This window comes from Arcticibacterium sp. SM2516 (genome assembly GCF_057914865.1).
In genome coordinates this window covers 43,626-67,069 of the sequence record NZ_CP195290.1, presented here as the reverse complement: position 1 = coordinate 67,069, position 23,444 = coordinate 43,626, and the positions used below count along the sequence as shown (strand labels likewise).

The window sequence follows — 23,444 nt, the reverse complement described above, 5'->3', positions numbered from 1 at the left end:
GCTATACGGTCCTGTTTCTCATTTCCAAAAATGAATTTAAGGCTTTCAAGGCTTTAACGGGATTTCTGACAAATGCGTTTTGCGTATCCCAGACGTAGCCCGCCAAAACAGAGCATATTTGTTTCTTAATTAAGGGGTCAGGGGCTTCTGCAAAGAATATTTGCTGCAATTCACCTTTATACCAAGCATCCACATATGCCCTAAAAACTTCAATGCCTTGCTTCATATATTGACTGTACTCTTTCTCCCAATCGACTTCCTCCTTATTTAGAAACCGCCCAACCAAAGTGCCTGCCAAATGACCAGACTCTACGGCAAAGGTTACCCCTGAAGAAAAAATAGGATCTAAAAACTCCGTAGCATTCCCCACCAAAACATATCCTTGTCCATACAGCTGTTTAGTCGCAATGGAATATCCTCCCAGGGTTTTAGGTTCAAAAATAAACGCTGAATCTCCAAATCTGTTTTTCAGTAATTCATTACTGGCGAGCAATTCAATGAATCTTTCTTTTGTATCTTCTGAAAAAGAACTAAAAAAAGAAGCATCAGAAACTATACCAACCGAAGTGGTGCCGTCTGAAAAAGGGATTATCCACGCCCAAGCCCCTTTTTCCAATATTAAAGCTATAATTCTATTCTCGTTTGTACGTTTATTATCCTGTAAATGAGCAAAGACCGTTTGCCTCGCAGGGAACGAGGAAGGTTGGTCTAGATCGAACATTTTGGGTATAACTCTTCCATACCCACTGGCATCTACTATAAATCTTGCAGACAGCTCATAGGCGTCCCCATTTTCGTTCAATATTGTAGTGATAGAGTCCGTTCCGAAAAACGCAATATGTTCTACTGAATGTTCAAAGAACACTTCTACACCTTGCTTGGCTACTTCATCTGCCAGTGTTTTATCAAAATCTGCTCTTTTTACCTGCCAAGTCCAGTCCCAGCCTTCGGTAAATTTCTCGCTAAAATCAAACTCACAGACTTTATCATCTTCCACAAAAACAGCTCCCCTTTTCTTTTGAAAACCAACGGCTTCAACGGCCTTTAGAAGACCTACATCTTCTAAACGGCTCATTATTCTAGGTAAAAGGCTTTCTCCAATAACGAATCTAGGAAATTTCTGTTTTTCCACCATCGTCACTTTAAAGCCTTGCTTTCTAAGCATAGCTGCGGCTAAACAGCCAGCGGGACCAGCTCCAATAACCAAAACGTCCGTTGTTTTTTTTGCTAACACTGGTTTATTTTTTTGACAAGGTAATCTTGACCTAATATTACACCACAAGTTCTAACAGCACCTACGGATACGCCAAGAATACCATGCATGTTTAAGTTTTGCCCCGTAAAAAATAGGTTAGATATTTTAGTGGTAGGCGATATAAAAGTCTTCAAAGGCTCATTATAATCTTTGGCTATACCATAAAGGCTTCCGTCGTTGGCTCCAATATAATCTCTGTACGTTAATGGGGTTCCACAGGAAAATGATTTTATACAATTCCTCAATTCCGGAATCCTCTCATATACCACATTTAATAGCCTTTCTCCCCTTTCATTCTTAAAATCCTCATAGTCCTGTCCCCTACTTTCTCTGTCATGTGGAACAGTGCTGAAAGTATCCTTCCATTTGGCCACGTCGTCCATTTCCATGTAACTTAAAATGGTCAAACTATCAGCCCAATCTCCAGATTTCGAAGACTTTGGCACAAAAACACAATAAGAATCCGGCCATAAATCGCCCTTAATATTTCTACTGCTCCAAACATCATCTCTTCTAAAATGATAGTTATTATAGTTTCTGTATTTGAAAGTATTTGGCTTTAACACCACATCTAAGACGAAAGCTGAAGTTGAATTTTTAAGGTTGGCTATTCTATTTCTATAAGCCTTTTTAATTCTAGCTGAATCCAACATTTCCATGGTGTTGGCTGGGTGTATATTTGATATAAAGTTCTTCCCTTCTATCTTTTCTCCGTCTGTCAACAATACGTGGTCTATTAAACCATCCTTTTCGACAATTTTGACGACCTCGCTATAATTTCTAACGACTGCACCTAAATTCTTAATATTTTTAGTTAAGTAACGCTCTATCTGTGCCCCCCCGTCTATGCATTTATAGGAACTTTCAATGTAAGTATTCACCACCAAAGCATGTACATATAATGGTGTTTTATGCCCTTCTCCTGCGTAAAGTGGATTTGTGGCGGCTAAGACCATCTGTAATTTTGGATTAGAAGTAATGGACGCTATATAATCTTTTGTACTTACATCCAGGTATTTAAAGCCTAGTTCATCTGCCCCACTTACTCTTAGTCTGTACATCGGAAAGTGATTACAGACCTCTTGGATTTTATTTATATAAGACTGTATTCCAGCTCTTTCTGTCGGAAATTCTATGGATAGTTGATCCACAAAATTGTCATAACCCTGAGCATGGTTATAAAACTTGGGGTCGTCTCCAAAGGAAACTTTATCAAAACCATTTTCATCCATTTTATGGAGATTCAGTTTATCCATAATATCAAAATACTTGAAAAACTGATTCAAGTTTTGCCCCTCATCTAATCCTCCGAGGTAATGAACTCCTGTATCAAAAATGGCCTTATCGCGTACAAAAATCTGTAAACTGCCCCCAAATTGTCTGTTCTTCTCTAAAACACAGACCTTAAAACCTTCTTTGCTTAAAATGTAGGCACACTCCAAACCGCCTAAGCCGCTACCTATAATGACGTAATCGTACTTTGGCATTTATTTTCTTAAAACGTAGATGATGTTAGACGTTCTTTTGGTTTTATCAATTCGCTCAAAACTTAGATGATGCTTCGTAGCTATTTCTTCAATAAACTTTCCAGACAAAAATTCTAGTTTGTTTTGTGTTTTATTGAATCCAAAATTCGTAGAGAAAAACTCGGTAAGTTTGGTTCCTTTATGCCTTTCTTTCAAATCACTATCCCCATCTCTAATTAAAATTAACCCATCTTTATTCAAGTTTTCAATGGTTTTCTCAATCAGTTTTTCTTGTTCCACTTTTGGTAAATAATGAAGAATGTCGCTTAAAACGAATGCGTCACTCTGCTGTAAATCACTTTTGGTGGCATCGGCAGTTGAAAATGTGATGTTTTCTGTTCTAGAGAAACAATTTGCCGCTACCGCAATTTTATCTTCATCGTAGTCGCTACCAATGATAGTTCTATCTGGACTTCTAAAACCTAACATAAGTGGAAGAAATCCATAGCCACAACCAATGTCTGAAATAACACCCTTTTTAGGAAGAATTTCATCAAACAACCTATAGCTATCTTCTAATTTTACCTTAATTTTCATGTACCATTCTAGGACAGGACCTTTGTAAATATAGTTAGTTCTTAGCCTATCATAAAAGTAATCTACGGTTTCTTTTTCCGCTCTTAGTTTCTCGTATTCCGCTTTAAAATAAGAACTTATGAGCTTGGTTCTTTTACTATAATTGTTTCCAAAATGTTCATCATCGGCAGAAATTCTTGGCAAGTATTTAACCGTAATTTCTCCTGGCTTCAGCAAGAAATTATCTTCCCTGCCCTGCACAAAGGCCGTTCCATGAAAAATAATAGGTACTATGTCTAGTTTCAATTTGTCTGCTATGAAAAAAGCTCCCTTATGAAACCTCCTTAGTTTTTCTGATGGCGACCTAGAGCCTTCTGGGAATATGGCAATAGAATAGCCCTGATTGACTAAGTCACGAATTTGATCTAGGCTTTCGTCATAACCCGCTTCTTTAGGAATAAAGCCTCCCATTCTCACGATAGGCCCCATAAACGTATTATGCCACACCCAGTCATTGACCATTAAAATGAGTTTAGGATTCAGTGATTGCATCAAGAGTGAATCAATCACAGAATGGTGATTACAAATAACCATAGCTGGTTTTTTGAATTGTTCGTTTTCAATATTTCGTATTTCTTTACGGACGTGCGTATTGACGTAAATCATAGACTTGGCAGACCAATGCCTCACCTGATGAAACCACCTTTTTCTTATAGATAGTTTTAAGGGCAACAGTTTCAAAATAATAAAACCGATGCTCATCATAATGAAACAACCCACGCCAAAATATACAAAGGCAAAAATGGATCTGAGGAGACTCATCAGCGTAAGAGGGACCCGTTTCTTGGCAGTTCTCTTGGTAATTAAGAAATGAAAAAGGGCTGGCTGAATGGTATTAGAGACCAGCAACACTGAAAACATTCCAATGACTGCAATGAGTCCTATCGACTTCAATGCAGGGTGTTGAGCAAAAACCAGTACACCAATACCTATAATGGTCGTAAACGCAGAAAGGAAAATAGCAGATTTATAATTTGCTAGATTCTTCTTTCCTCCTTTATACTCGTTATTGAGGGCATCTGTAATAAAAATACTGTAGTCGTCTCCTAAACCAAAAATGAAGGTAGAAATAATGATGTTGATGATGTTGAACTTTAACCCGAACAAACCCATCAGACCAAGGATTATTAACCAACTCAGTACCATAGGAATATAGGTAATGAGGGCTAATTCTATTCGGCCATAAGAAATTAACAAAAAGACAAAAACCAGTATGGAAGAAATCCCTAGAATAAGATTAAAATTGTTTTTAATGCTAAGAACGAAGCTATTGGTCAAGTACTTCTTACTGAAAATCTCCATGTCTGGATTATTCTCAAATGCATCAATTATTTCCTTTTCAAAAGCTAATGGTGTTTTAATGGTGGTAATAACCGAACTTCCATCTGAACTTTCCGAGATATAATTCGCCAAAATAAGCTGACTAGATTCTCCGTAGCTCTGACTGTTTATTGGTTTTAAGTCTTTATCTAAAAGTTTGTAAAACTCACTGAAGGCATCTGGTTTAAATTTGAATTTTAGACCTTCAGATACCAGCATCTGCTTTACCGTTACTTTGCGTTCCGGAGTCCAAAATGTATTCCAACGATTTATTCTTTCCAGCTGCTCTTCTTCAGATAAAAGCAACGAACTCACATTCGCATATTTCTTAATCTTCCCTTCTTCATGCAGTTTTTCCAAAATAGGTAAACTGGCTTCTGTGTGGCTTAAAGCTTCATTGATGTTTTTAGATTTAGCAACCAAATAAATAGTAGAAGTACCATAATCATGACTGATATTACTCAGGTGCTCTTCTGCACGCTTAGTTTCTTCAGACATGTAGTTCATTTTCATCATGTCCGCCTCAAAAGCTACTTTTCTGGAAGAAAAAATGGAGATAACCGCCAAAACCAAAATTAAGCCAATAAGAATCTTATTCTTCTCAAATGGGTATCTTCCTATTTTAGAAATCAGATTGTCTTTAAACTCGAACTTGTCTTCTACTTTAAATTCCTTCAGCAGATGTGGGTAAACCACCAAGATAAATAAAGCCGTACCTCCCAAAGCCAAGGCAGCAAAAATTCCAAAGTCCTGTAATGCCTCAGAATCTACAAATAGCAAACTCAAAAAAGCACCTATGGTGGTAAATCCACCTAGCGTTAGTGGAAAAGATAAATCCTTTAAGGCGGCTACCGCGGAATTAGTATGCTTAAAGTGCGTATAAAAATGTATGGCAAAGTCTACCGAAATCCCTAAAACTATAGACCCGGCTCCTATCGCAATTACCGAGACACTCCCCCTTATTAAGTAAAGCATTCCCATGGAGAACAATAAGCCAAACAGCACCGGAATAAATATAACGAGGAAAGAACTCCATCTTCTAAAGAAATAGGTAATCAGTATAAAGAGGGATATCATGGTAATACTTAAGGTTACCAGAATATCCTTTTTAATTCGGCTGGCATTTCCTGTGGCCACCACAGCTGTTCCAAAAGGTTCCGCTATTATCTCTCCAATTTTTTGATCGTTGGCGTATTGAATGGCATCTTCTATATGGTCTATGAGTTTCTTGTTTTTTGCCGTATTTTGAGAATCCGCTCTGGGTTTGATAAAACAGAGTAAGTTCTTTTTGTCTTTGGTAAAAACGTAACCTTCATCAAGTTCAAAATTGTCTTCTATCTGAAGTGATTCCAACTTTTTTAAAACTGGCCCCGAAATACCCAAGGGATCTTTCAGAATATTCTGTTTTACAGCCATGCCAGATGGCGACATCAAACTTTTAAAATTATTTTCCATCGAAGCCTTTATGGCTTCTGGTTTTATTTGTTCTTCTAACTTTTCAAAATCTTTTTGCTCTAGAAATACAGGTAGATTTTCTAGGTAAACGTCGTTCACCTTTAAGAATAAATCCTCCTGCATTTTTACGGATATATCCTCTATCAAATTATCAGAATGATCTAGGGCTTTTAACCTTTCCGCAAAAACATCAGCATATTCCTTTAGTAAATACTCCTGTTCTGCAATCGTACTATCTTTAAAATAGATATTAATCGCAATGCGATCTAGGTTTTTAAGGTTCTTGAGGGTTTCATTTATAGTTCTAATCTTACCATTGCTGGGCATCATTTTAGTAATATCCTCTTCAAATTGAATTTGAGAGGCATTATAGGTCAGAAACGTGACCAATGCACCTGTAGAAACAAACAAGAGCGTTCTGTTTCTTTTGAAAAACTTAAATAGAAAAGCGAAAAATAAACCCATTTTAAACTTAAGACTTTAAACGCCTATTGAGTTTTATTGTAATAAATGTAACCAAACCTCCAACAACAGCCATTCCAATAGCGAAAACAAAACTACCCAAAATATAGGCGGGAAGCTGCTGCTTCATGACTTCTAAATTTAATTCTGTCTGGAAAATTGGTGTATTTTCGTTGAGTAGCATTTGCCCAACTTTCAGACTACCATAAAGTATAAACGGAATAAAAGGCGGGAAGCTGATGTTAGCCGCCAATATGACAATTGCCTTATTCAGTTTAAGAAAATGAGCCAACAATATGGCCGTAGCCAACTGGTAGCCCCAGATAGGAATAATGCCCATGAAAACGCCGAAAGCAACACTTAAGGCTTTCCTCGACGCTTTCTCCTCAGGATTTAATAGCTTCTCATCTATAAATTGCCTTATAGAGGCCTTATTTATTTTCTTAAAAAAACGAAATGGTATGTACCAGAAAAAGGCTAGAGTTACCAAATAGGTATTTAGAACACTGATTCTAAAAAAGTCTTTAAAGGGTCTAAAGTGAGATACTCGTTCACCTTCTTTGGCATAGAAGACCTTAATAGGAACTGGAATTACAGGCACATTTTTCCATGCCGTTTTTACCATGATTTCTATCTCAAATTCATACTTTTTAGTATAAAGATTGATTTTATCCAATACATGAAGGGGGTAAAGCCTAAAGCCCGATTGCGTATCTGGCAAGTCAATGCCTGTTTCTAGCTTGAACCAGAAATTGGAAAACTTGTTGCCAAATGTATTTTTCTGTGGCATATTTTCCTGCTGGAGATTTCTAGCACCTATCAGCATGGCCTCCGGGTTTGCCACTAAGGCCTCTAAGAAAACAGGAATGTCATCTGCAAAATGCTGTCCGTCGGAATCTATTGAAATGGCGTAGCTAAAACCTATCGCTTTAGCATGTTTCAAGCCCAATTTCAATGCATGCCCCTTTCCTTTATTCTGAGTATATGAAAGTGTTTCTATCCCCGAAATACCAGCCAAAATTGCTTCAGTTTGGTCAGTGGAACCATCATTTATTACAATAACGAAATTGGAATATTGCTTTACATCCTCAATAACCTCTGCTAAGGTTTTCTCATTATTATAGGAAGGGATTAAGACGCAGCAGGAGAGCTCGTCCATTTTGGTTTTATACGCTGAGTTATTCACTTAATTTGGTAAGTACTCTTTGTAGAAAAAAACTTAATATTACCTGCACTTAGGGTTCCAGAGGCCTTTATAGTCGTGTCAGATTCTCGACTAAATTTTAATTCTAAAACCAGTTTAGTGTGCTCCTCTGGATTTAAAACAGCCATAAACTTCAAGTTTGTTTCCTGAATTAATTGTAGTTTTTCTTCGCTTAAATGCTCCAAAACCTCTTTAAAAAGTTGTAGTTGACACACGCCAGGTACCACAGGCATTCCAGGAAAATGTCCTTTATAGATTTCATGTTCGGGATTTAATGCTATCTGAACCTGATTCACATCTCCTTTGGTAGTCTCTCTAATGTAAAAGAAAGTATTAAGCAGCATTTAGGACTTCTTTAGGTTGATCAATTTAATTCTTAATCTAATATCGTGGTGTTGAACAGAAATCTCATTTGGAAACCCATTTAAGTGATTAGCGAGTTCAATTGTCAGCTTCTTCTTGTTTCCTTTAGCACGCTCTATCTTCACCAAATCACCGCTCTGCTTATCTGTAAAATAATAATTTGAAAACTCCGAGCCTTCCAGTCTGTCTACCCTGTGGCCCACTTTATCCGTGAAAACGCTGGCCTGTTTTGAATCCAAAACATTCATCAATAGGATTTCTAAGTCTTGCTGAATGGTCTTAATAAAAAGTGGCCTATCAAACTGAGGAATAGTATAATGGACGATAGACTGTCCATTGTCAAACTCTAGGTCAAAAAGCTTCAAGCCCATTTCTGTAGTAAAAATAACTCTATACGCACCAGAACTCACCTGCTTTGTGAGTAAGAGTCCACTAAAGTTTTTGGTGTACAGTTTAATATTGGCCTTAAACAAATAGGAATTAAACTTATCTTCAAAAATAGGTTTTAGCTGCTCTACTTTTTCAGAACTAGAAACTGGCATCAATTTCTGATAATGGCCAAGACTACAGCCCGTCAAGACCAGTAAAAGCAAGCAAATGCTAAACCTTAAACTTAGCATCCGAAATCGGAATGTTATTTTTCCTATTCAAAAACTTAATGCTGGTATAATCTCCTCCAGGCTCCATCATTCTAACTTTTTCTATCTCAAACGTGCTCTTATCGATGCTCAACTGAATGGATTTCAAAAACTGCTTCGTACCGCTACTCACTGGTGTTAGCTCCAATAAATACTCCGAGGCATTCATATAGTATTTTACATCATACTCCTTATTATCAAGCAAGTTCCCATTTACGACACTCATCATCATGTCATTAATGCCTTTAAACATCTTATTAGAATTGACATTATATCGGCTCACTTTGCCATCATTTTTGATGAACATTTTACCATCAGAAAGCACGATTACATAACTGAATGGCTCCGTATATTCCCATCTTAGTTCATTCTGTTTTTTGAAGAAAAACTTCCCTTTGCTAACTATTTTTTCTGATAAGACACTAAGATACTTTTCCTGAACAAATTGGCTTTCTGTGGTATTTATTTTTTGATTTTCAATACTCAATTTCTTCTTAAAAACGGTCGTCTCTGTCATGACTTTATAGCCAGCGGGTGTCTGAGCCAAACCACTTAAACTCATCAATAAAACCATCAAAAAACCAAAAATATTAATCCTGCTCAACATATGCTTTCTCCTCTAATAATTTATCCAAAGGTACAATTTCCACACCTTCATTTTTACAATAAATTAATATGTTTTCCAAAACGGTGTTCGTTCTCAGAAACGTATCATGCAGCAATATTATTTTACCGGGAGCTATTTGACCCAAAACTCTTTGTGAAATAAGCTCTGCCGAACCTGCTCCTGTATCGAAGGAACGGATACTCCAGCCTATATTTTTAAAGTGCAATTTCTCTGTAGCACTTGCTATTCTGGGTGAGGTCACACCAAATGGTGGTCTGAAATAAAGCATTTCTTTACCCGTCAAATCAGAAACCAATTTATTCGTTTCTATCAACTCTTGCTTTAGTGCTTTCACTGATTTAGAAGCTAAGGAATGCGTATGACTAAAACTGTGATTACCTATTAAATGCCCTTCTTCATGAATTCGTTTTACTATATCCTCTTTACCGTCGATATTTTTCCCTATTAAAAAGAAGGTAGCTTTTACCTGATACTTTTTAAGTGTATCCAAAATCACAGGAGTTATTTCTTCATGAGGGCCATCGTCAAAACTTAGGGCTATTTGTTTTCTATCTGCCTTTCCCGTACAAAGTGCCTTTAAAAAAAACTGGGAGTTGATCTTAGATGAACCAAAAACAATGAGTGTAAGGAAGCATAAAAATGGGAGGAAAATCCATAATGCCGAAATGCCTAAACTGAAATGAGAAGCTAAAAGAAGAATGGCAAGACCTATGAAGAGATACCGATAAAACTTAAATCCAAGACTTAACATTTCTGGATCAAAGTTAAACTGTAGTTTTCACCCATGAAACCATTGAAGATTAGAACACGCTTTAGTTCTGATTGCTTTCTATGCTCCATTAATATATAATCAGGTATCGCTTCATTTTTAATCATATTGGCAGCCAGATATAGGGCATAAGAGACGCTTGTGGCATATTCTCCACTTAAATGCTTATAATAAGCGGCAGTTTGATTTTCAAAAAGAGTCGTTTTTATATGCTTATAAATACCATCAAAACGCAGATCTCCATTGATGCCATAAAGTACTAAATCAATATCCGAAACGGCCATTTGATTGGCTTTAAGAAATTCAAGTATCCAAGACTCTATGGCGGTTTCGCCTTGTGGTTTATAAAGCATATCTACACCTGTTATTCTGGCGTAGGTGTTCTCCTTCTTAGTGTTTGAAAGCGTAAAAAAAGCGGCCCCTTCTCCCGAGTACGCTCCGACACTTTGACTTGTTAAAACATCCTCTCCTTCCGATTTTTTCCAGTAAGAAATTCTATCATAAAGTTGATGAAAGCCCTCGGTCATTTCATCATGTCCACCCACTAAGACATTTTCACAATCGCCCTCCTCTAACTTCATAAGACCATCTAAAAGAGCATTTTCAAAAGAAAAAGCCCGTTGTACATAAGTGAAGTTATAATTTCGGCATGCTAATAATAATGCAATTTGTGCCCCCAATGTATTATGCGTAGACTGGATAAAGGACGTTGGCGTCAACAGCTGTTCGTCGTTATCAATAATACTATTCAGGAATTTTTCTGTGTCTTGTAAGCAGCCCATGGCTGTACCAGAAATAATAGCATCTGGCAGCGTCACTTCTGCCTCTTGGAGAGCTTTGAAAGCAGCGACCACGCCCATTTTCACCATTCTAGACATTCGCCTAGCTTGAGCCGGATTTATATAAGTTTTATAGTCTGGTTCAATAGGTTTCACGCCAAGACCATTCACGATATTTGGCGAAGCATCATAGTCTAATCCTTCAAGAGAATCTTGCGGAGAAATAGCACCAACACCGTTAATATATGCTTGCACTTAAACTTTCTTAAATAATAAGGAAGTGGTGTTTCCTCCAAAACCAAAGGAATTAGACAGAACATATTTAATATCCAAGTCTCTTCTTAAAGACAAATTGGGCCTAAAATTCACCTCTTCCATAGGCGTTTTAAAATTTAAATTAGGGAATACTAAATTATGCTGCAAAGCCAAAACTGAAAACACGGCTTCTATACCACCACATGCTCCTAGGGTATGTCCTGTAAAAGATTTGGTACTGCTAATGGGCGGCACTTCCGTTCCAAATACTCTTTCAATAGCTGTTCCTTCGCTCAAATCATTTACATGAGTACCTGTTCCGTGAGCGTTAATGTAACTCACCTCATTTGGATGAACATCCGCCATTTTTAAGGTTTGAGAAATTGCTAAAAATGCACCTTCTCCATTCGGTGAAGAAGCGGTTTGATGATAAGCGTCATTGGTATTGGCGTAGCCTACTACTTCTGCTAATTTTTGTTTACTGGCAGATGCTCTTTCAGATTCTAAAACTACATATCCAGCACCTTCCCCTAGGTTCAAACCCTTTCTGTTGGCATCGAATGGTTTACAAAGCTCTTCATCCAAAATCATGAGGGTATTAAAACCATTCAAGGTAAATTTTGAAAGAGCATCTGTTCCACCTGCCACTACCCTATCCAGAATACCATTTTTGATGAGTCTCGCTCCTAATAAAATGGCATTGGAAGAGGACGAACAGGCGGTGCTTATGGTGTTCAAATAAGCTGTAATCCCTAAATGATCAGCTATTTTCTCTGTGCTGTAGGCACCTTCGTGGTTTATACCCTCTTTAAGTATCTCCCCCTTTTCAGATTTATCTAAATATCTGGACCAATTTAGCTCTGTACTGCTCATGCCGCCAACACTGGTAGCCGAAACTATGCCTGTTTTAAATTCCGAGACATCTTGAATTCCAGCATTTACCAAGGCTTCTTTAGCGGCTAAAACACCTAACAAGTCGGTTCTGGAGTGAGGAATGTCCTTATTTACCTGAGCCATTTGTATCAACTCCTGATTAGTAAAATTTACCTCGCCCACCGGTAAATGACCTAATCGTGTTTCTATGTTCTTAAGCGTTCCTATTCCCGTTTTGCCCGTTTCTAATTTAGACAATGCCTCAGGCACATTACTGCCAATGGCAGAAATGCAACCCAAACCCGTTATAAAAACTCTTTTTGACACAGATTAAACCTTAGCGTTTTCTTCTATATATTTCGCCATGACATTGATAGATTCAAAAATTGCTCTTCCGTCTTCTGGGTTCACAATCTTGATTCCATAATTCCTTTCCAGCAAAACTATCAGCTCCAAAGCATCAATAGAGTCTAAACCTAAACCGTCACCAAAAAGCGGTGCATCGTCTTGGATTTCTTCTGGTGTTAGATCTTCCAGGTTTAATGCTTCTATAATTTGAAGCTTAAGATTTACTTTTAAATCGTTCATTTTTTTAGTTCAAAATATTAATTCTAAGTTCTCCTTAGTATGTTCTAAAGCAAGGCAACCTTGCTCTTTTTCAATGGTATATAATACAGCTTTATAATTCTGATCAAAAAAGTCTACCCATCCCATTATGGCACATTGGGCTTGGCCACTTAACAGTATATGCTCTACATACTGTTGCATAAATTCGGCATCAAAGGCCTCAAAAATAAATAAACTTTGTTCGCCCACGAACTTATGTTTTATGCCAATTTCTCCTAATAAAATATTAGGCAAGGTATAAACAAATACCGCTGGACTCGGAAAATAGGCCTCTTTATCAGAAATAGAAACTTGGTGCTTCATGTCCGTTTCTAAAGACGAGGAGGCGTTGGACACAAAAAGAGAGACTTCTTCTGGCTTATACCTTTCATTTAAAGGATTAGCTTTCATTAAATACTCCGTTGCCAATAAAGCTAACTTACAGAGCTCATCCATTTTATAAAACTTGGGATAATACAGCTCCATTCCTTTATAAATATCTTTCAAAAAGACATTATTCTCCTGTGTATCATTAAAAGCAAAAACCTCCTCCTTATTCAGGAGAACTTTTCCGTTTTCAATCTTAACATAGTTGGTTATGTAGCTCATCTTTTTTGAAACAATACCGAAGCATTAGAACCTCCAAAACCAGCGGCCAATTTTAAAGCATATTTCAATTCTTTTGACACTGTTTTATCAAAAATATGAATAGGTTGGCTTACACCATTTTGCTCAAAATTATGTGTTTTCACCAACATACTTTGTTTCATCTGCATCACGGTGATGACAGACTCTAAAACGCCTGCTGCTCCTAGTGTATGTCCAAAATGGCTTTTAAGACTATTCATAGGCACCTTTGAAAGTCCTGCTCGTGAAACTGCAAAAGATTCCATTTCATCATTAAAAGGCGTGGCTGTACCATGTCCAGAAATGAAGTCTATATCACCAGCTTTTACGGCTGAGCTTAGAAGTGTTTTTTGTATGCTTAGTAATAGTCCTTCACCTGTTCTAGACGGACCAGAGATATGATTGGCGTCATTGGTAGAACTTCCGCCTAAAACTTGTATTTCTCCTTCTCCTTTTTTTAACACCATTGCGGCACAAGCCTCACCCAAATTTATGCCGTCCCTATCTTTGTCGTAAGGTTTGCAAACGCCGGCACTCAATGCTTTAAACGACAAAAAACCCGACACGATAAAAGGCGTGAGTAAGTCTACCCCCACCACCAAAGCGGTGTCATATTGACCAGCTTCTATCAATCTTTTTCCTAAATTAATGGCTACCACACCAGATACGCATGCATTAGATACCACCAAGGTCTTATTGGGATTATGGAAAAAGGAGGCTACCACCTCGCCAGTTTTCCAGAGATATTTCCTGTCTGCATCGAAGCCTGATACACGGTCAGAGTCTAATAAATCTATGTTGCCTTTTGTGGTAGATAGGATAATGACCGTCCTGTTACTTTTTAGGTCTATATCAGCATTCTGTTTTAAAACCCCGTCTATACATAGGATAAGCAACTGTTCTAAAAATGTAAATGATGGTGCTTTTGCCAAATCCGAAAATCGTGTTTGTATTTTTCTTCGGTCCAGTTTAGCGGAATAAAAAGGCTCCGTAAACTCAGGCTCATCTATATGCTTAATGGCTGTCTCGCCAGACAAAAGAGCCTTGAAGTTCTCTTCTGCTGTTATTCCAAGTGGAGAGATGATATTTTTTGCGGCTACAAAAACACTCACATCAAACCCTCTTTAAGTTTCCATGCCTCAAAAAACGGCGGATTAGTAATGTAAAGCTGCTTTTCTAGCGTCATAAACACTTGTGTAGTACTTCCACTAGCCACAAGCTCATCTGTAGACTCTTTAAAAACCTTGAATTCAAAGACTATCTTGGCGGCCGCAGTAGGTATAAATGTGGTTTCCACAATGACTGTATCGCCGTAGGCCACCGTTCTTTTATAATCTACATTCAATTTCACAATGGGAGCCAAAAAGCCCTCACCGTATATTTTCATATAATTTATATCAAACGCATGTCCAAACGCTTCTCTTCCTTCTTCAAAAAACTTGACATAGTGTCCATGCCAGACTATCCCTAAAGAATCTACCTCGTTAAATCTTACTTTTACTTTCGTTCTGTTTACCAAGCTTTTCATTCTTCTTTCAGGAAAATTTTCATTTCGCACTCCGCCACGCACTCCTCTTTCAGATATACTTTTCCTTCAATAATAGTTACACCCATCACCACATTGACCACCTCCACAGCCGTTACTAGCTCGTCGCCTAATTTGGGTAATTTAGAAATGACCATTTTTTTTACGGCACCTATGAAGCCAATGAGTGGTTTCTCTTCATCTGAAAGCTGGCTAGCATAATGACCAATTCTTAGGGCTGCCGTTTGAGCAATATTTTCTAGTAAACCAGGCTCTATAAACTCCCCGTTTTCCAAAAAAAGATTCCCCTCCAAAATAGTCAAGCCAGAAATCGTGGTGGTTTCGTCACTGAACCAAAGCTTGTCCACCATTTCAATAGGTGGTTTTTGAGGTATCAGTTTAGAAACTGCTTCTCCTTCTAATAATGGTCTTTCGGGTAAGGCAATCATGTGTTTTGTTTCCAAAAAGGATAATAATTAAACCATTGTTCTGGGTATTTCCTGACCATGGTTTCTACCTGTTTGGTATAAATATCTAAGAGTTTTTTTACCGTCTGTTCTGTTTCTACTTCTTTCCTACTTCTTTTTACTTCTATGGAATCCGAAGCATAAAAATGATAATGACTTTTGGTTTCTTTCATGGCAAAAACATAAGAAACCGGCACTCCAAATTTGGCGGCTAGATAAAAAGGGCCTTTGGGAAATTCGGCAGGTCTATCTAAAAAATCTGCTATGAGCGTAGGAGCCCCTTCTCTAAATCTATCACCATGTAATACTAAAAGCTCATTATTCTTGAAGGCATTGTGTAGAGCAATGATATGCCCCATGTCCCCATCTTTAATAGAAATGATATTGACATTCTTTTTCTTCTGAACGCCGTCTAGAAAAACCTTAATATTCTCATGCTCGTTTTCATACATCAAAATATTAAACTTGGTATCCAGTCTATTGAGCAACTGTCCAGCTATTTCCCAATTTCCTACATGAGCACTAATGAGTATCCCCCCTTTACCGTTTTTAGATATTTGGTCTAGGTTTTCTATACCATCGTGGTCTATGGTAAAATTGGTTTTCACACCCGCCAAAAGTGCTACTTTATCTAAAAGCGTTTGACCAAAAACGTAATAGTTTTTATACATTTTAGAGAGAGTCTTCCTTCTAGAAAAACCTAAGACCTCCTTAAAATAAAAGAAACTACTTCTATTTGATTTCCAGGCAAATAAGAAATAGTAAAGGGCTACAAAACGAAGGATGAAATACGCAAAACCAAGCCCAAGATGATTCAGTACAAAAACAAAAATCTTTATCCCGAAAAGGTTGGCATTTGTTTTACCTTTCCATTGGCTCATAAGATTACTTAGGCGGCTTCTTTCTCTGTTACTTTAGACTGCACATAAGCGTAGAAGTCGTTAAAAGTAACAATATTCATAAAATCTTCTGGAACTACTTTAAACCCAAAAGCATCTTCAATCACAACAACTAAATCTACATAGTCTAAACTGTCTAAATCTAATGTTTCTTTCAAATTAGCATCCGGTTCAATATTCTCCTCTTCCACCTCAAACTCCTCTACTAAAAAGCCATTAATTTTAACAATTATCTCCTTTTCGGTCATCTTTTTATGTTAGTCTATTTTCTTAATAATCAGCGAGGAATTGGTTCCTCCGAAGCCAAAACTGTTGGACAAAAACAAATCTATGTTTCTTTCTGTGGTTTTGGTAATAATATTTAATTTTTCTGATGCTTCATCAGGGTTTTCAAAGTTGATGTTTGGAGCTATAAAACTGTTTTTCATCATGATAATAGAGTAAACTATCTCACTAGCTCCAGCCATCCAGCACTCATGCCCAGTCAAAGACTTAGTGGAACTTACTGGTGTATTATAATCTCCAAAAACAGAGGCGATGGCTTCTGCTTCCGCAAAATCTCCCCCTGGCGTAGAAGTGGCGTGAGCATTGATATAATCTATCTGCTCTGGAGTAACGTTGGCGTCTTTTAAAGCCATTTCCAAAGACCTCACTTGGCCTTCCACATTAGAATTGGAAATGTGCTGCCCATTGGAAGAAAAACCGTAACCTAAGACTTCAGCTAAAATAGGTGCTCCCCTCTTTACGGCACTTTCATAATCTTCTAAAATCAATGTGGCCGCACCACCACTAGGCACTAAACCATCTCTATCTTTATCAAAAGGCCTTGAAGCTTTTGTTGGGTCATCTTCTCTTACAGAAAAGGCACTCAATCCATCAAAACTCCCAAAAGCAAAAAGGTTGACCTCTTGGGCACCGCCACAAACTACATGTTTTTGCAGCCCCCATTTTATCATTAAGTACGCCAACCCTATGGCATGAGAGCCACTGGCACAAGCCGCACTTATAGTGAAATTTATACCTTTCAGCTTGAATATCGTAGAGAGGTTCATGGTAACCGTACAGTTCATAGACTGAAAAATGGAACCCGAACCTATTAATGTAGTATCTTTTTTATCTCTGATGATGTCTACCGCTTCTGTCACTGCTTTGGCAGAGCTATCATTACCATAGAGAATCCCTACTTCATTTTGCTCCAAAAAATCCATATCCATTTTGGCATTATCTAAAGCCTCAATGGTGGCCATATATGCATATTCCGCCTCTTCAGAAAGTCCTTTCCTGGCTCTTCTATCTAAAAGACCTTTTAAATCTGGTTTTTGAACAATGCCTGTCAAAGAAGATCTAAAGCCCCACTCCTTTCTTTCTAGATCTAGTCCAATACCAGATTTTCCTGTAAAGAGCGATTCTTTAACTTCTTCAATGTTATTTCCTAAACAAGACCAGGCTCCTATTCCTGTGATGACAACTCTGTTATTCATGACGATTTGATGATGAAATACTTATGCAAACTTATGAATTTTATGAAAATATATTGTGAACCCTATCACATCAACTGTATAAACCACCATTTATAGAAAGTACCTGCCCTGTAATATAAGATGCTTTACGAGAAGCTAAGAAACATACCGCATCGGCCACCTCTTCTGCCGTTCCAAATCGGTTTAAAGGAATCAGTTTTTTGAAATCCTTTTCTTCAATATCCTCGGTCATGTCTGTTTTGATAAAACCTGGAGCCACAGAGTTAACAGTAATGCCTCTTCTACCCACTTCTTGAGAAAGTGCTTTTGCGGCCGCTATCATTCCTCCCTTAGCTGCCGAATAATTGGTTTGTCCTGGCATTCCTCTTAGTCCTGAAAGAGAGACTACGTTTACTATTCTTCCGTATTTATTCAAATGCATTCCTTTCAAAACCAAACGGGTTACATTATAAAAACCGCCCATACCCGTATTGATAACGGCGTCCCACTCTTCTCTACTCATCCACATCAGTAGTTGGTCTTTTCTAATGCCTGCATTGTTTATCAAAACCTCAATACGCTTGTCAGGGTTTGCTTCAATCCAAGTTTCCAAAACGGCATTAACAGCTTCTTGGTCGGCCACGTCAAATTTCATAAGTTCTCCATCACTCCCCGCTTCTTTAACTAGCCTCAGGGTTTCTTCTGCCGCTGCGGCATTAGATTTAAAATTGATTAAAACATAGTAACCCATTTGTGCCAATTGCACACTTACCGCACGGCCTATACCTCTAGACGCTCCTGTAACCAAGGCGAATTTTAATGAATTCTCGCTCATATAATGGATGGATTATTCTTTCCAGTAAATTCTATTATTTTATTAATCTTAGGGTGTAATACCGTATCATCTTTAAATGCTGGCACCAACCTTCTAATATCCTCAAAATGCTTTTTAGAAACACTTGAAAGTTTATCGGCTACTTTTAAATATTCTATCGCTTGAGCTATAGATAACAGCTCTATAGATAGTACTTGTAAAGTATTTTCAATGACTTTGCAGCACACTAAAGCAGCATTTGTACCCATGCTTACCACGTCTTGATTGTCATTATTACATGAAATACTGTGCACGTACATGGGGTTAGACAACATTTGGTTCTCTGCGGTAGTAGAGGTAGCCGTAAACTGTGCCGCCTGCATTCCCAAATTTAAACCCAGTTTTCCAAGATTCACAAAAGGAGGTAAAATACCATTCAAATGGCTATTAAAAAGGAAATTCAGTTGCCTTTCGGCCAAAACGCTCAATTTTGTAAGAGCTATTTTCACTTTATCCATTTCCAAGGAAACATAGTCTCCATGAAAATTTCCACCATGCCATATATTTTGGTTTTCCTTATCAATTATGGGGTTATCATTAACGGAGTTGGCTTCGCCTTCTAAAACCGTTGTGGCATAATCCAGTGTATCCTTAATAGGTCCTAATATCTGTGGAATGCACCTTATAGAATAATACTCCTGAACTTTATCCTTGATAATATCTTGTTTGGTCGTTTCTTTATTAAAAAGATGCTCCTCTCTTTTTCTGATGAGTTTACTATCTGTTAGACAAAGATGCATGGCTGCTGCCACTTCTTGCTGACCTTTATGATGCTTTACGGCGTTCAGTTCTTTGGAATAGTGGTCGCTGTAAGACTCTACCATTTCTATAATAAGCATAGAAGAAGCCAAGCTCCAGTTTACAGCCTTATTAGCTTGTAAAAGATTCAGAATCCCTACTCCTGTCATGACCGAAGTTCCATTTATCAAGGCTAATCCCTCTCTTAAATGGATAGAGATAGGTTTTAAGCCTAACTCATTTAAAACCGTCATCGTAGGCAGGTAGCTTCCTTTATACTTTACCTCACCTTCTCCTATTAAGTTTAAGGCCAAATGGGCCAACTGCACCAAATCTCCACTAGCTCCTACCCCACCATGCTCAAAAATTTGTGGGTAAACATCATGATTAATAAGGTCTTTCAATAAAATCACCACTTCGGGATGCACCCCCGAATAGCCCTGCATGAGGGAATTTAAACGGCATAGCATGGCAGACTTTGTCTGCAATTCACTTATGGGCTGCCCAGCTCCGGCACAATGACTTCTTATGAGGTTATATTGAAGTTCTTTTAAGTTTCCTTCGTCTACTTTGTATTGAGCCATCGGACCGAAGCCCGTGTTGATACCATAGATTAACTTGTCTTTAGAAAACTCCCCTAAGAATTCGTAGCTTTCATTTACCTTTTGGAGAGCTTTCTCCTCTAATTCTATTTTTTCCTGTTCAAATAATACCGCTTGGAAATTTCGGATAGTAAGACGCTTAACACCTATTTTAATCATAAATTATTTTTTGTTCGAGGCATGGCTCCGCCCTTTCAGTCACATGATGTATCTAGACTTACACATAAAATGCGAATCTAAATAAAAACTAAAGTATCACGACACTAAATTTCGGATTTATGGCTTTCAATACCATTCTACGTATTTTGAAACTCGCAAACAAAAGATAGTACTTACTTATAATCTGTCGATTAACCGTAAAATAGATAATTGTGCCGATAACATCTCTCTATATAAGTAATTTGTAAATTTGAATAACACGAAACGAATAATAATCATGAAAAAAACGACCTTAATTCTACTATTTATAAGTTTACTAGGCCTTTCTGTTTATGCTCAAACCCCGGCTAAAAAAGGTAATTATTCTTTCCTAAAAGGGGAAAGCAGTTTGAATATTGAATTTGAATATGATGGCATGATGGTGGGTAAAAAAATGACAGAAGAAGAATACGTAAAAGGGAAAGTGGAAGATTACAATAAAGATGAAGCTGATAAAGGCGAAAAATGGAAGGCATCTTGGTTTGGTTCAAGAGCAGAAAGGTTCGAACCGAAATTTATCGAACTCATAAATAAATCCATGGAAAAGACGGGCATAACGGCCGGTAAAGATTTGGATTCCAAATATACGCTAGTGGTCAAAACCGTTTATACGGAGCCTGGATTTAATGTAGGTGTAGCCAGAAAATCTGCATACGTAGATTTTCACATGACCTTTCAGGAAACCGCTTCCAAGAAGGTTATTGATACTTATACCCTATTAAGAATACCTGGTGCTCAGGTGATGGGCTTTGATTTTGATTCTGGGAGCAGAATTGCCGAATCTTACGCTAAAAGCGGTAAAATGATGGGTCTTTTTATTGCCAAAGGAGCTAATTAATCACTTTATTATAGTTTTTTCCTCATGCATGAAATTGATTTAAGGATGTTTTTTCCTTGAGTTGGTTTCATGCTTTTTTCTTGAAAATGTTGAGCAACTTCACCCATATTTATCTTTAAAAGTTCCTGCCTTCTCATTTTAGAACAGCGTTTTATTTCCAATTATTCTTTTTTCTTTGAGATTTCTATCCCATAATTGGGATAACAACCAAGACGCATGTTAGCTTGAGAATTAATCTGACCCTATATCATCAACAAATGGATATCAAACTAATAGAAATGAGCCCTTATACCGATAAGGATGTTTCTGAAGTATTACCCAATGTATTGGAAGATCCTTTGTTCCCCCTGATTACCTCCTATTTATGGCCAGATGTTCCTCTTGAAGAACAATTAGAAAAGGGAAAGGCGATAAAGACAATAGAGGCCTTTCAGAAGGTTTTTATGCACTCGGCTATCAGAACGATTACGGAAAGATCGTCAGATGGCTTGACCTACTCAGGTCTTGAAAATTTAGACCCAGATCAAGCTTATTTATTTATAGCTAATCACAGAGATATATTACTGGATTCTGCTATTCTCCAGACCATATTGGTTGAAAATGGTTTTTCTACGACCGAAATAACCTTTGGCAATAATCTAATGAAAAAAGGATTTATTACCGAGCTGGGCAAACTCAATAGGATGTTTACCGTAGAAAGAGAAGGTACGGCTAGGGAACTGTACGAAATTTCTCAGCGACTCTCTGCCTACATTAGAAATACCATCACACAAAAACAAGTTTCGGTTTGGATTGCTCAAAGATCAGGAAGGACAAAAGATGGCGATGATTTAACACAGACGGGGCTTCTTAAAATGCTATCTATTAGTGGTAAAGGAGATTTTGAAGAAAAAATAGCTCAGCTAAAAATAGTACCTTTAACCATTTCTTATGAATATGAACCTTGTATAGCACTCAAGGTGCAAGAAACTTATTTGTCTTCGCTTCATGCCAAATATGTGAAAGCTCCAGACGAAGACTTCCAAAGTATTGTTTCTGGCGTGAGAGAACCCAAAGGAAGAATACACATGGCTTTTGGTAAGGAAATCAGGAGGGATGATCTAGATTTTGGAAACATAAAAGAGAATGATAAAATAAAGCAACTGGTTCATAAAATAGACCGTCAGGTTTATAATAACTATAAACTGTGGCCTGTTCATTACATAGCTTATGATCTACTTTTAGGTACAGACAGCTACACCAACCAATATAATCAGGAAGAAAAAGCGGCGTTTGAAACTTACGCCAAAGAAAAACTAAGTCCTTTGGAAGGAGATTATAATTCTTTGAAAAGTATCTTTTTGGCGATATACGCCAACCCTTTAATAAACCGAATAAAAAACAATTAATGGATTTCTTTAAGGAAGACAATAAAACCGCCTTAGAATCAATAGAATACGCCCAGTGGATTGCGTTTGCACCGATGGTCTTTCAGGCCAGCCGACTTTTAAGAGATAAAGGAATCCTTGGTTTGGTACAAGCAAACCACAAAACAGGCATAAGTTTAGAAGATATTTACCTGCAACTGGCTCTGCCAGAATATACCGTAAGGGTATTATTGGAATCTGGCTTAGGAATAGGTTTAGTAACCAGAAACGATGGGAAATATAAATTGACCAAAACCGGCCATTTTTTACAAAACGATATGCTGACTAGGGTCAATATGGATTTCTCTCATGATGTTTGCTATCAAGCACTCTTTCATTTGGAAGAATCACTAGACCAGGGAAAGCCTGAAGGCTTAAAGGTTTTAGGGAATTGGAACACCGTTTACGAGGGTTTATCTGAACTACCAGAAAAAATTGCGAACAGCTGGTTTGCCTTTGACCATTTTTATTCTGACGATGCCTTTTCTAAAGCTCTACCGATAGTTTTTAAAAACGCTCCAAAAAAACTCATGGACATTGGTGGCAATACCGGAAAATGGGCCATCAGTTGTGGAAATTACAACCCAGATGTCAATGTAACCATAGTGGATCTGCCGGGTCAAGTGGATATGGCTAAAAAGAATATTGAAACTCATGGTCTTTCTGACAGGATTTCTTTCTTCCCAACCAACCTTTTAGACCCAAATAACGCTTTACCTAAAGGGCATGACGCCATCTGGATGAGCCAATTTTTGGATTGTTTCTCTGATAAAGAGATTGTTTCTATTTTAAAACGCTGCCATGATGCATTAGAAGATGATGGGCACGTATTTATTATGGAGCCTTTTTGGGATAAACAGAAGTTTGCCGCCAGTGCATTTTCACTTCAGCAGACTTCCTTATATTTTACGGCAGTGGCCAACGGAAACAGCCAAATGTACGAGTCAGAGGTGTTTTTGAAATTTATCAAACAAGCAAATTTAGAAGTTGTAGAAGAGATTGACAATATCGGCATTTGTCAAACACTTTTAAAGTGTAAAAAACGACTGACTTTCTAAAACAATTTTCGGCAATACATTGTTCTGCCTTAGTACCTTTATC

General features: G+C 37.6%; 23 protein-coding genes. 3 read left to right on the top strand and 20 right to left on the bottom strand.

Going from position 1 to position 23,444, the window contains the following annotated elements; all coding sequences use genetic code 11:
- Position 1: 1 nt before the first annotated feature.
- The 20 genes from ACSBFT_RS00290 to flxA form a co-directional block, all read right to left on the bottom strand.
- A complete protein-coding gene (locus tag ACSBFT_RS00290) occupies positions 2 to 1,234 on the bottom strand; it encodes an NAD(P)/FAD-dependent oxidoreductase (protein WP_463044736.1) in 1,233 nt (410 codons plus the stop codon).
- A complete protein-coding gene (locus tag ACSBFT_RS00285) occupies positions 1,228 to 2,742 on the bottom strand; it encodes a phytoene desaturase family protein (protein WP_489602783.1) in 1,515 nt (504 codons plus the stop codon). Before ACSBFT_RS00285 ends, ACSBFT_RS00290 begins: the two co-directional genes overlap by 7 nt.
- Entirely contained in the window at positions 2,743 to 6,597 is a 3,855-nt protein-coding gene (locus ACSBFT_RS00280; RefSeq protein ID WP_489602781.1) for an MMPL family transporter, read from the bottom strand. It abuts the gene before it with no gap.
- Positions 6,598 to 6,604: 7 nt separating this feature from the next.
- Entirely contained in the window at positions 6,605 to 7,780 is a 1,176-nt protein-coding gene (locus tag ACSBFT_RS00275) for a DUF2062 domain-containing protein (RefSeq protein ID WP_489602779.1), read from the bottom strand.
- A complete protein-coding gene (locus ACSBFT_RS00270) occupies positions 7,777 to 8,142 on the bottom strand; it encodes an ApeI family dehydratase (RefSeq protein ID WP_489602777.1) in 366 nt (121 codons plus the stop codon). Before ACSBFT_RS00270 ends, ACSBFT_RS00275 begins: the two co-directional genes overlap by 4 nt.
- A complete protein-coding gene (gene lolB2, locus ACSBFT_RS00265; protein ID WP_489602776.1) occupies positions 8,143 to 8,781 on the bottom strand; it encodes a flexirubin biosynthesis protein LolB2 in 639 nt (212 codons plus the stop codon).
- Entirely contained in the window at positions 8,762 to 9,406 is a 645-nt protein-coding gene (lolA2, locus tag ACSBFT_RS00260) for a flexirubin biosynthesis/transport protein LolA2 (protein WP_463045020.1), read from the bottom strand. The genes lolB2 and lolA2 overlap by 20 nt, the downstream gene beginning before the upstream one ends.
- Positions 9,390 to 10,178 carry a polysaccharide deacetylase family protein gene (locus ACSBFT_RS00255; protein ID WP_489602774.1) on the bottom strand — a complete coding sequence of 263 codons (789 nt, stop codon included), beginning with the start codon at positions 10,176 to 10,178 and terminating at the stop codon, positions 9,390 to 9,392. Before ACSBFT_RS00255 ends, lolA2 begins: the two co-directional genes overlap by 17 nt.
- The gene (locus ACSBFT_RS00250) at positions 10,172 to 11,230 is read right to left on the bottom strand and encodes a beta-ketoacyl synthase chain length factor (RefSeq protein WP_489602772.1); all 1,059 of its coding nucleotides are present in this window, start codon (positions 11,228 to 11,230) and stop codon (positions 10,172 to 10,174) included. Before ACSBFT_RS00250 ends, ACSBFT_RS00255 begins: the two co-directional genes overlap by 7 nt.
- On the bottom strand, positions 11,231 to 12,430 hold the full coding sequence (locus tag ACSBFT_RS00245; protein WP_489602770.1) for a beta-ketoacyl-[acyl-carrier-protein] synthase family protein: 1,200 nt from the start codon (positions 12,428 to 12,430) through the stop codon (positions 11,231 to 11,233).
- A 3-nt stretch (positions 12,431 to 12,433) separates the two neighbouring features.
- A complete protein-coding gene (locus tag ACSBFT_RS00240) occupies positions 12,434 to 12,691 on the bottom strand; it encodes a phosphopantetheine-binding protein (RefSeq protein WP_489602768.1) in 258 nt (85 codons plus the stop codon).
- Positions 12,692 to 12,700: 9 nt separating this feature from the next.
- The gene (locus ACSBFT_RS00235) at positions 12,701 to 13,318 is read right to left on the bottom strand and encodes a 3-oxoacyl-ACP synthase (RefSeq protein WP_489602766.1); all 618 of its coding nucleotides are present in this window, start codon (positions 13,316 to 13,318) and stop codon (positions 12,701 to 12,703) included.
- Complete coding sequence (locus ACSBFT_RS00230) at positions 13,315 to 14,448, bottom strand: beta-ketoacyl synthase N-terminal-like domain-containing protein (protein ID WP_489602764.1); 1,134 nt, start codon at positions 14,446 to 14,448, stop codon at positions 13,315 to 13,317. The genes ACSBFT_RS00235 and ACSBFT_RS00230 overlap by 4 nt, the downstream gene beginning before the upstream one ends.
- Positions 14,445 to 14,864: an acyl-CoA thioesterase gene (locus ACSBFT_RS00225; RefSeq protein WP_463045013.1), complete on the bottom strand. Its 420-nt coding sequence runs from the start codon at positions 14,862 to 14,864 to the stop codon at positions 14,445 to 14,447. The genes ACSBFT_RS00230 and ACSBFT_RS00225 overlap by 4 nt, the downstream gene beginning before the upstream one ends.
- Complete coding sequence (locus ACSBFT_RS00220) at positions 14,861 to 15,310, bottom strand: hotdog family protein (protein WP_489602763.1); 450 nt, start codon at positions 15,308 to 15,310, stop codon at positions 14,861 to 14,863. Before ACSBFT_RS00220 ends, ACSBFT_RS00225 begins: the two co-directional genes overlap by 4 nt.
- A complete protein-coding gene (locus ACSBFT_RS00215) occupies positions 15,307 to 16,209 on the bottom strand; it encodes a lysophospholipid acyltransferase family protein (protein WP_489602762.1) in 903 nt (300 codons plus the stop codon). Before ACSBFT_RS00215 ends, ACSBFT_RS00220 begins: the two co-directional genes overlap by 4 nt.
- 8 nt (positions 16,210 to 16,217) lie before the next feature.
- The gene (locus tag ACSBFT_RS00210; protein ID WP_463044333.1) at positions 16,218 to 16,475 is read right to left on the bottom strand and encodes an acyl carrier protein; all 258 of its coding nucleotides are present in this window, start codon (positions 16,473 to 16,475) and stop codon (positions 16,218 to 16,220) included.
- A gap of 9 nt (positions 16,476 to 16,484) precedes the next feature.
- Positions 16,485 to 17,708 (bottom strand): beta-ketoacyl-[acyl-carrier-protein] synthase family protein, encoded by a 1,224-nt coding sequence (locus tag ACSBFT_RS00205; protein ID WP_489602761.1) that lies wholly within the window; start codon positions 17,706 to 17,708, stop codon positions 16,485 to 16,487.
- Between the two features lie 70 nt (positions 17,709 to 17,778).
- Entirely contained in the window at positions 17,779 to 18,522 is a 744-nt protein-coding gene (flxB, locus tag ACSBFT_RS00200) for a flexirubin biosynthesis SDR family reductase FlxB (protein ID WP_489602760.1), read from the bottom strand.
- Positions 18,519 to 20,060: a flexirubin biosynthesis tyrosine ammonia-lyase FlxA gene (gene flxA, locus ACSBFT_RS00195; protein ID WP_489602759.1), complete on the bottom strand. Its 1,542-nt coding sequence runs from the start codon at positions 20,058 to 20,060 to the stop codon at positions 18,519 to 18,521. The genes flxB and flxA overlap by 4 nt, the downstream gene beginning before the upstream one ends.
- 277 nt (positions 20,061 to 20,337) lie before the next feature.
- Between flxA and ACSBFT_RS00190 the strand changes: the two genes are divergently transcribed.
- The 3 genes from ACSBFT_RS00190 to ACSBFT_RS00180 all read left to right on the top strand — a co-directional run bounded on the left by ACSBFT_RS00190 (position 20,338) and on the right by ACSBFT_RS00180 (position 23,401).
- On the top strand, positions 20,338 to 20,937 hold the full coding sequence (locus tag ACSBFT_RS00190; protein WP_489602758.1) for a hypothetical protein: 600 nt from the start codon (positions 20,338 to 20,340) through the stop codon (positions 20,935 to 20,937).
- Between the two features lie 257 nt (positions 20,938 to 21,194).
- Complete coding sequence (locus ACSBFT_RS00185; protein ID WP_489602757.1) at positions 21,195 to 22,325, top strand: 1-acyl-sn-glycerol-3-phosphate acyltransferase; 1,131 nt, start codon at positions 21,195 to 21,197, stop codon at positions 22,323 to 22,325.
- On the top strand, positions 22,325 to 23,401 hold the full coding sequence (locus ACSBFT_RS00180; protein ID WP_489602756.1) for a methyltransferase: 1,077 nt from the start codon (positions 22,325 to 22,327) through the stop codon (positions 23,399 to 23,401). Before ACSBFT_RS00185 ends, ACSBFT_RS00180 begins: the two co-directional genes overlap by 1 nt.
- The last annotated feature ends 43 nt before the right edge of the window (positions 23,402 to 23,444 follow it).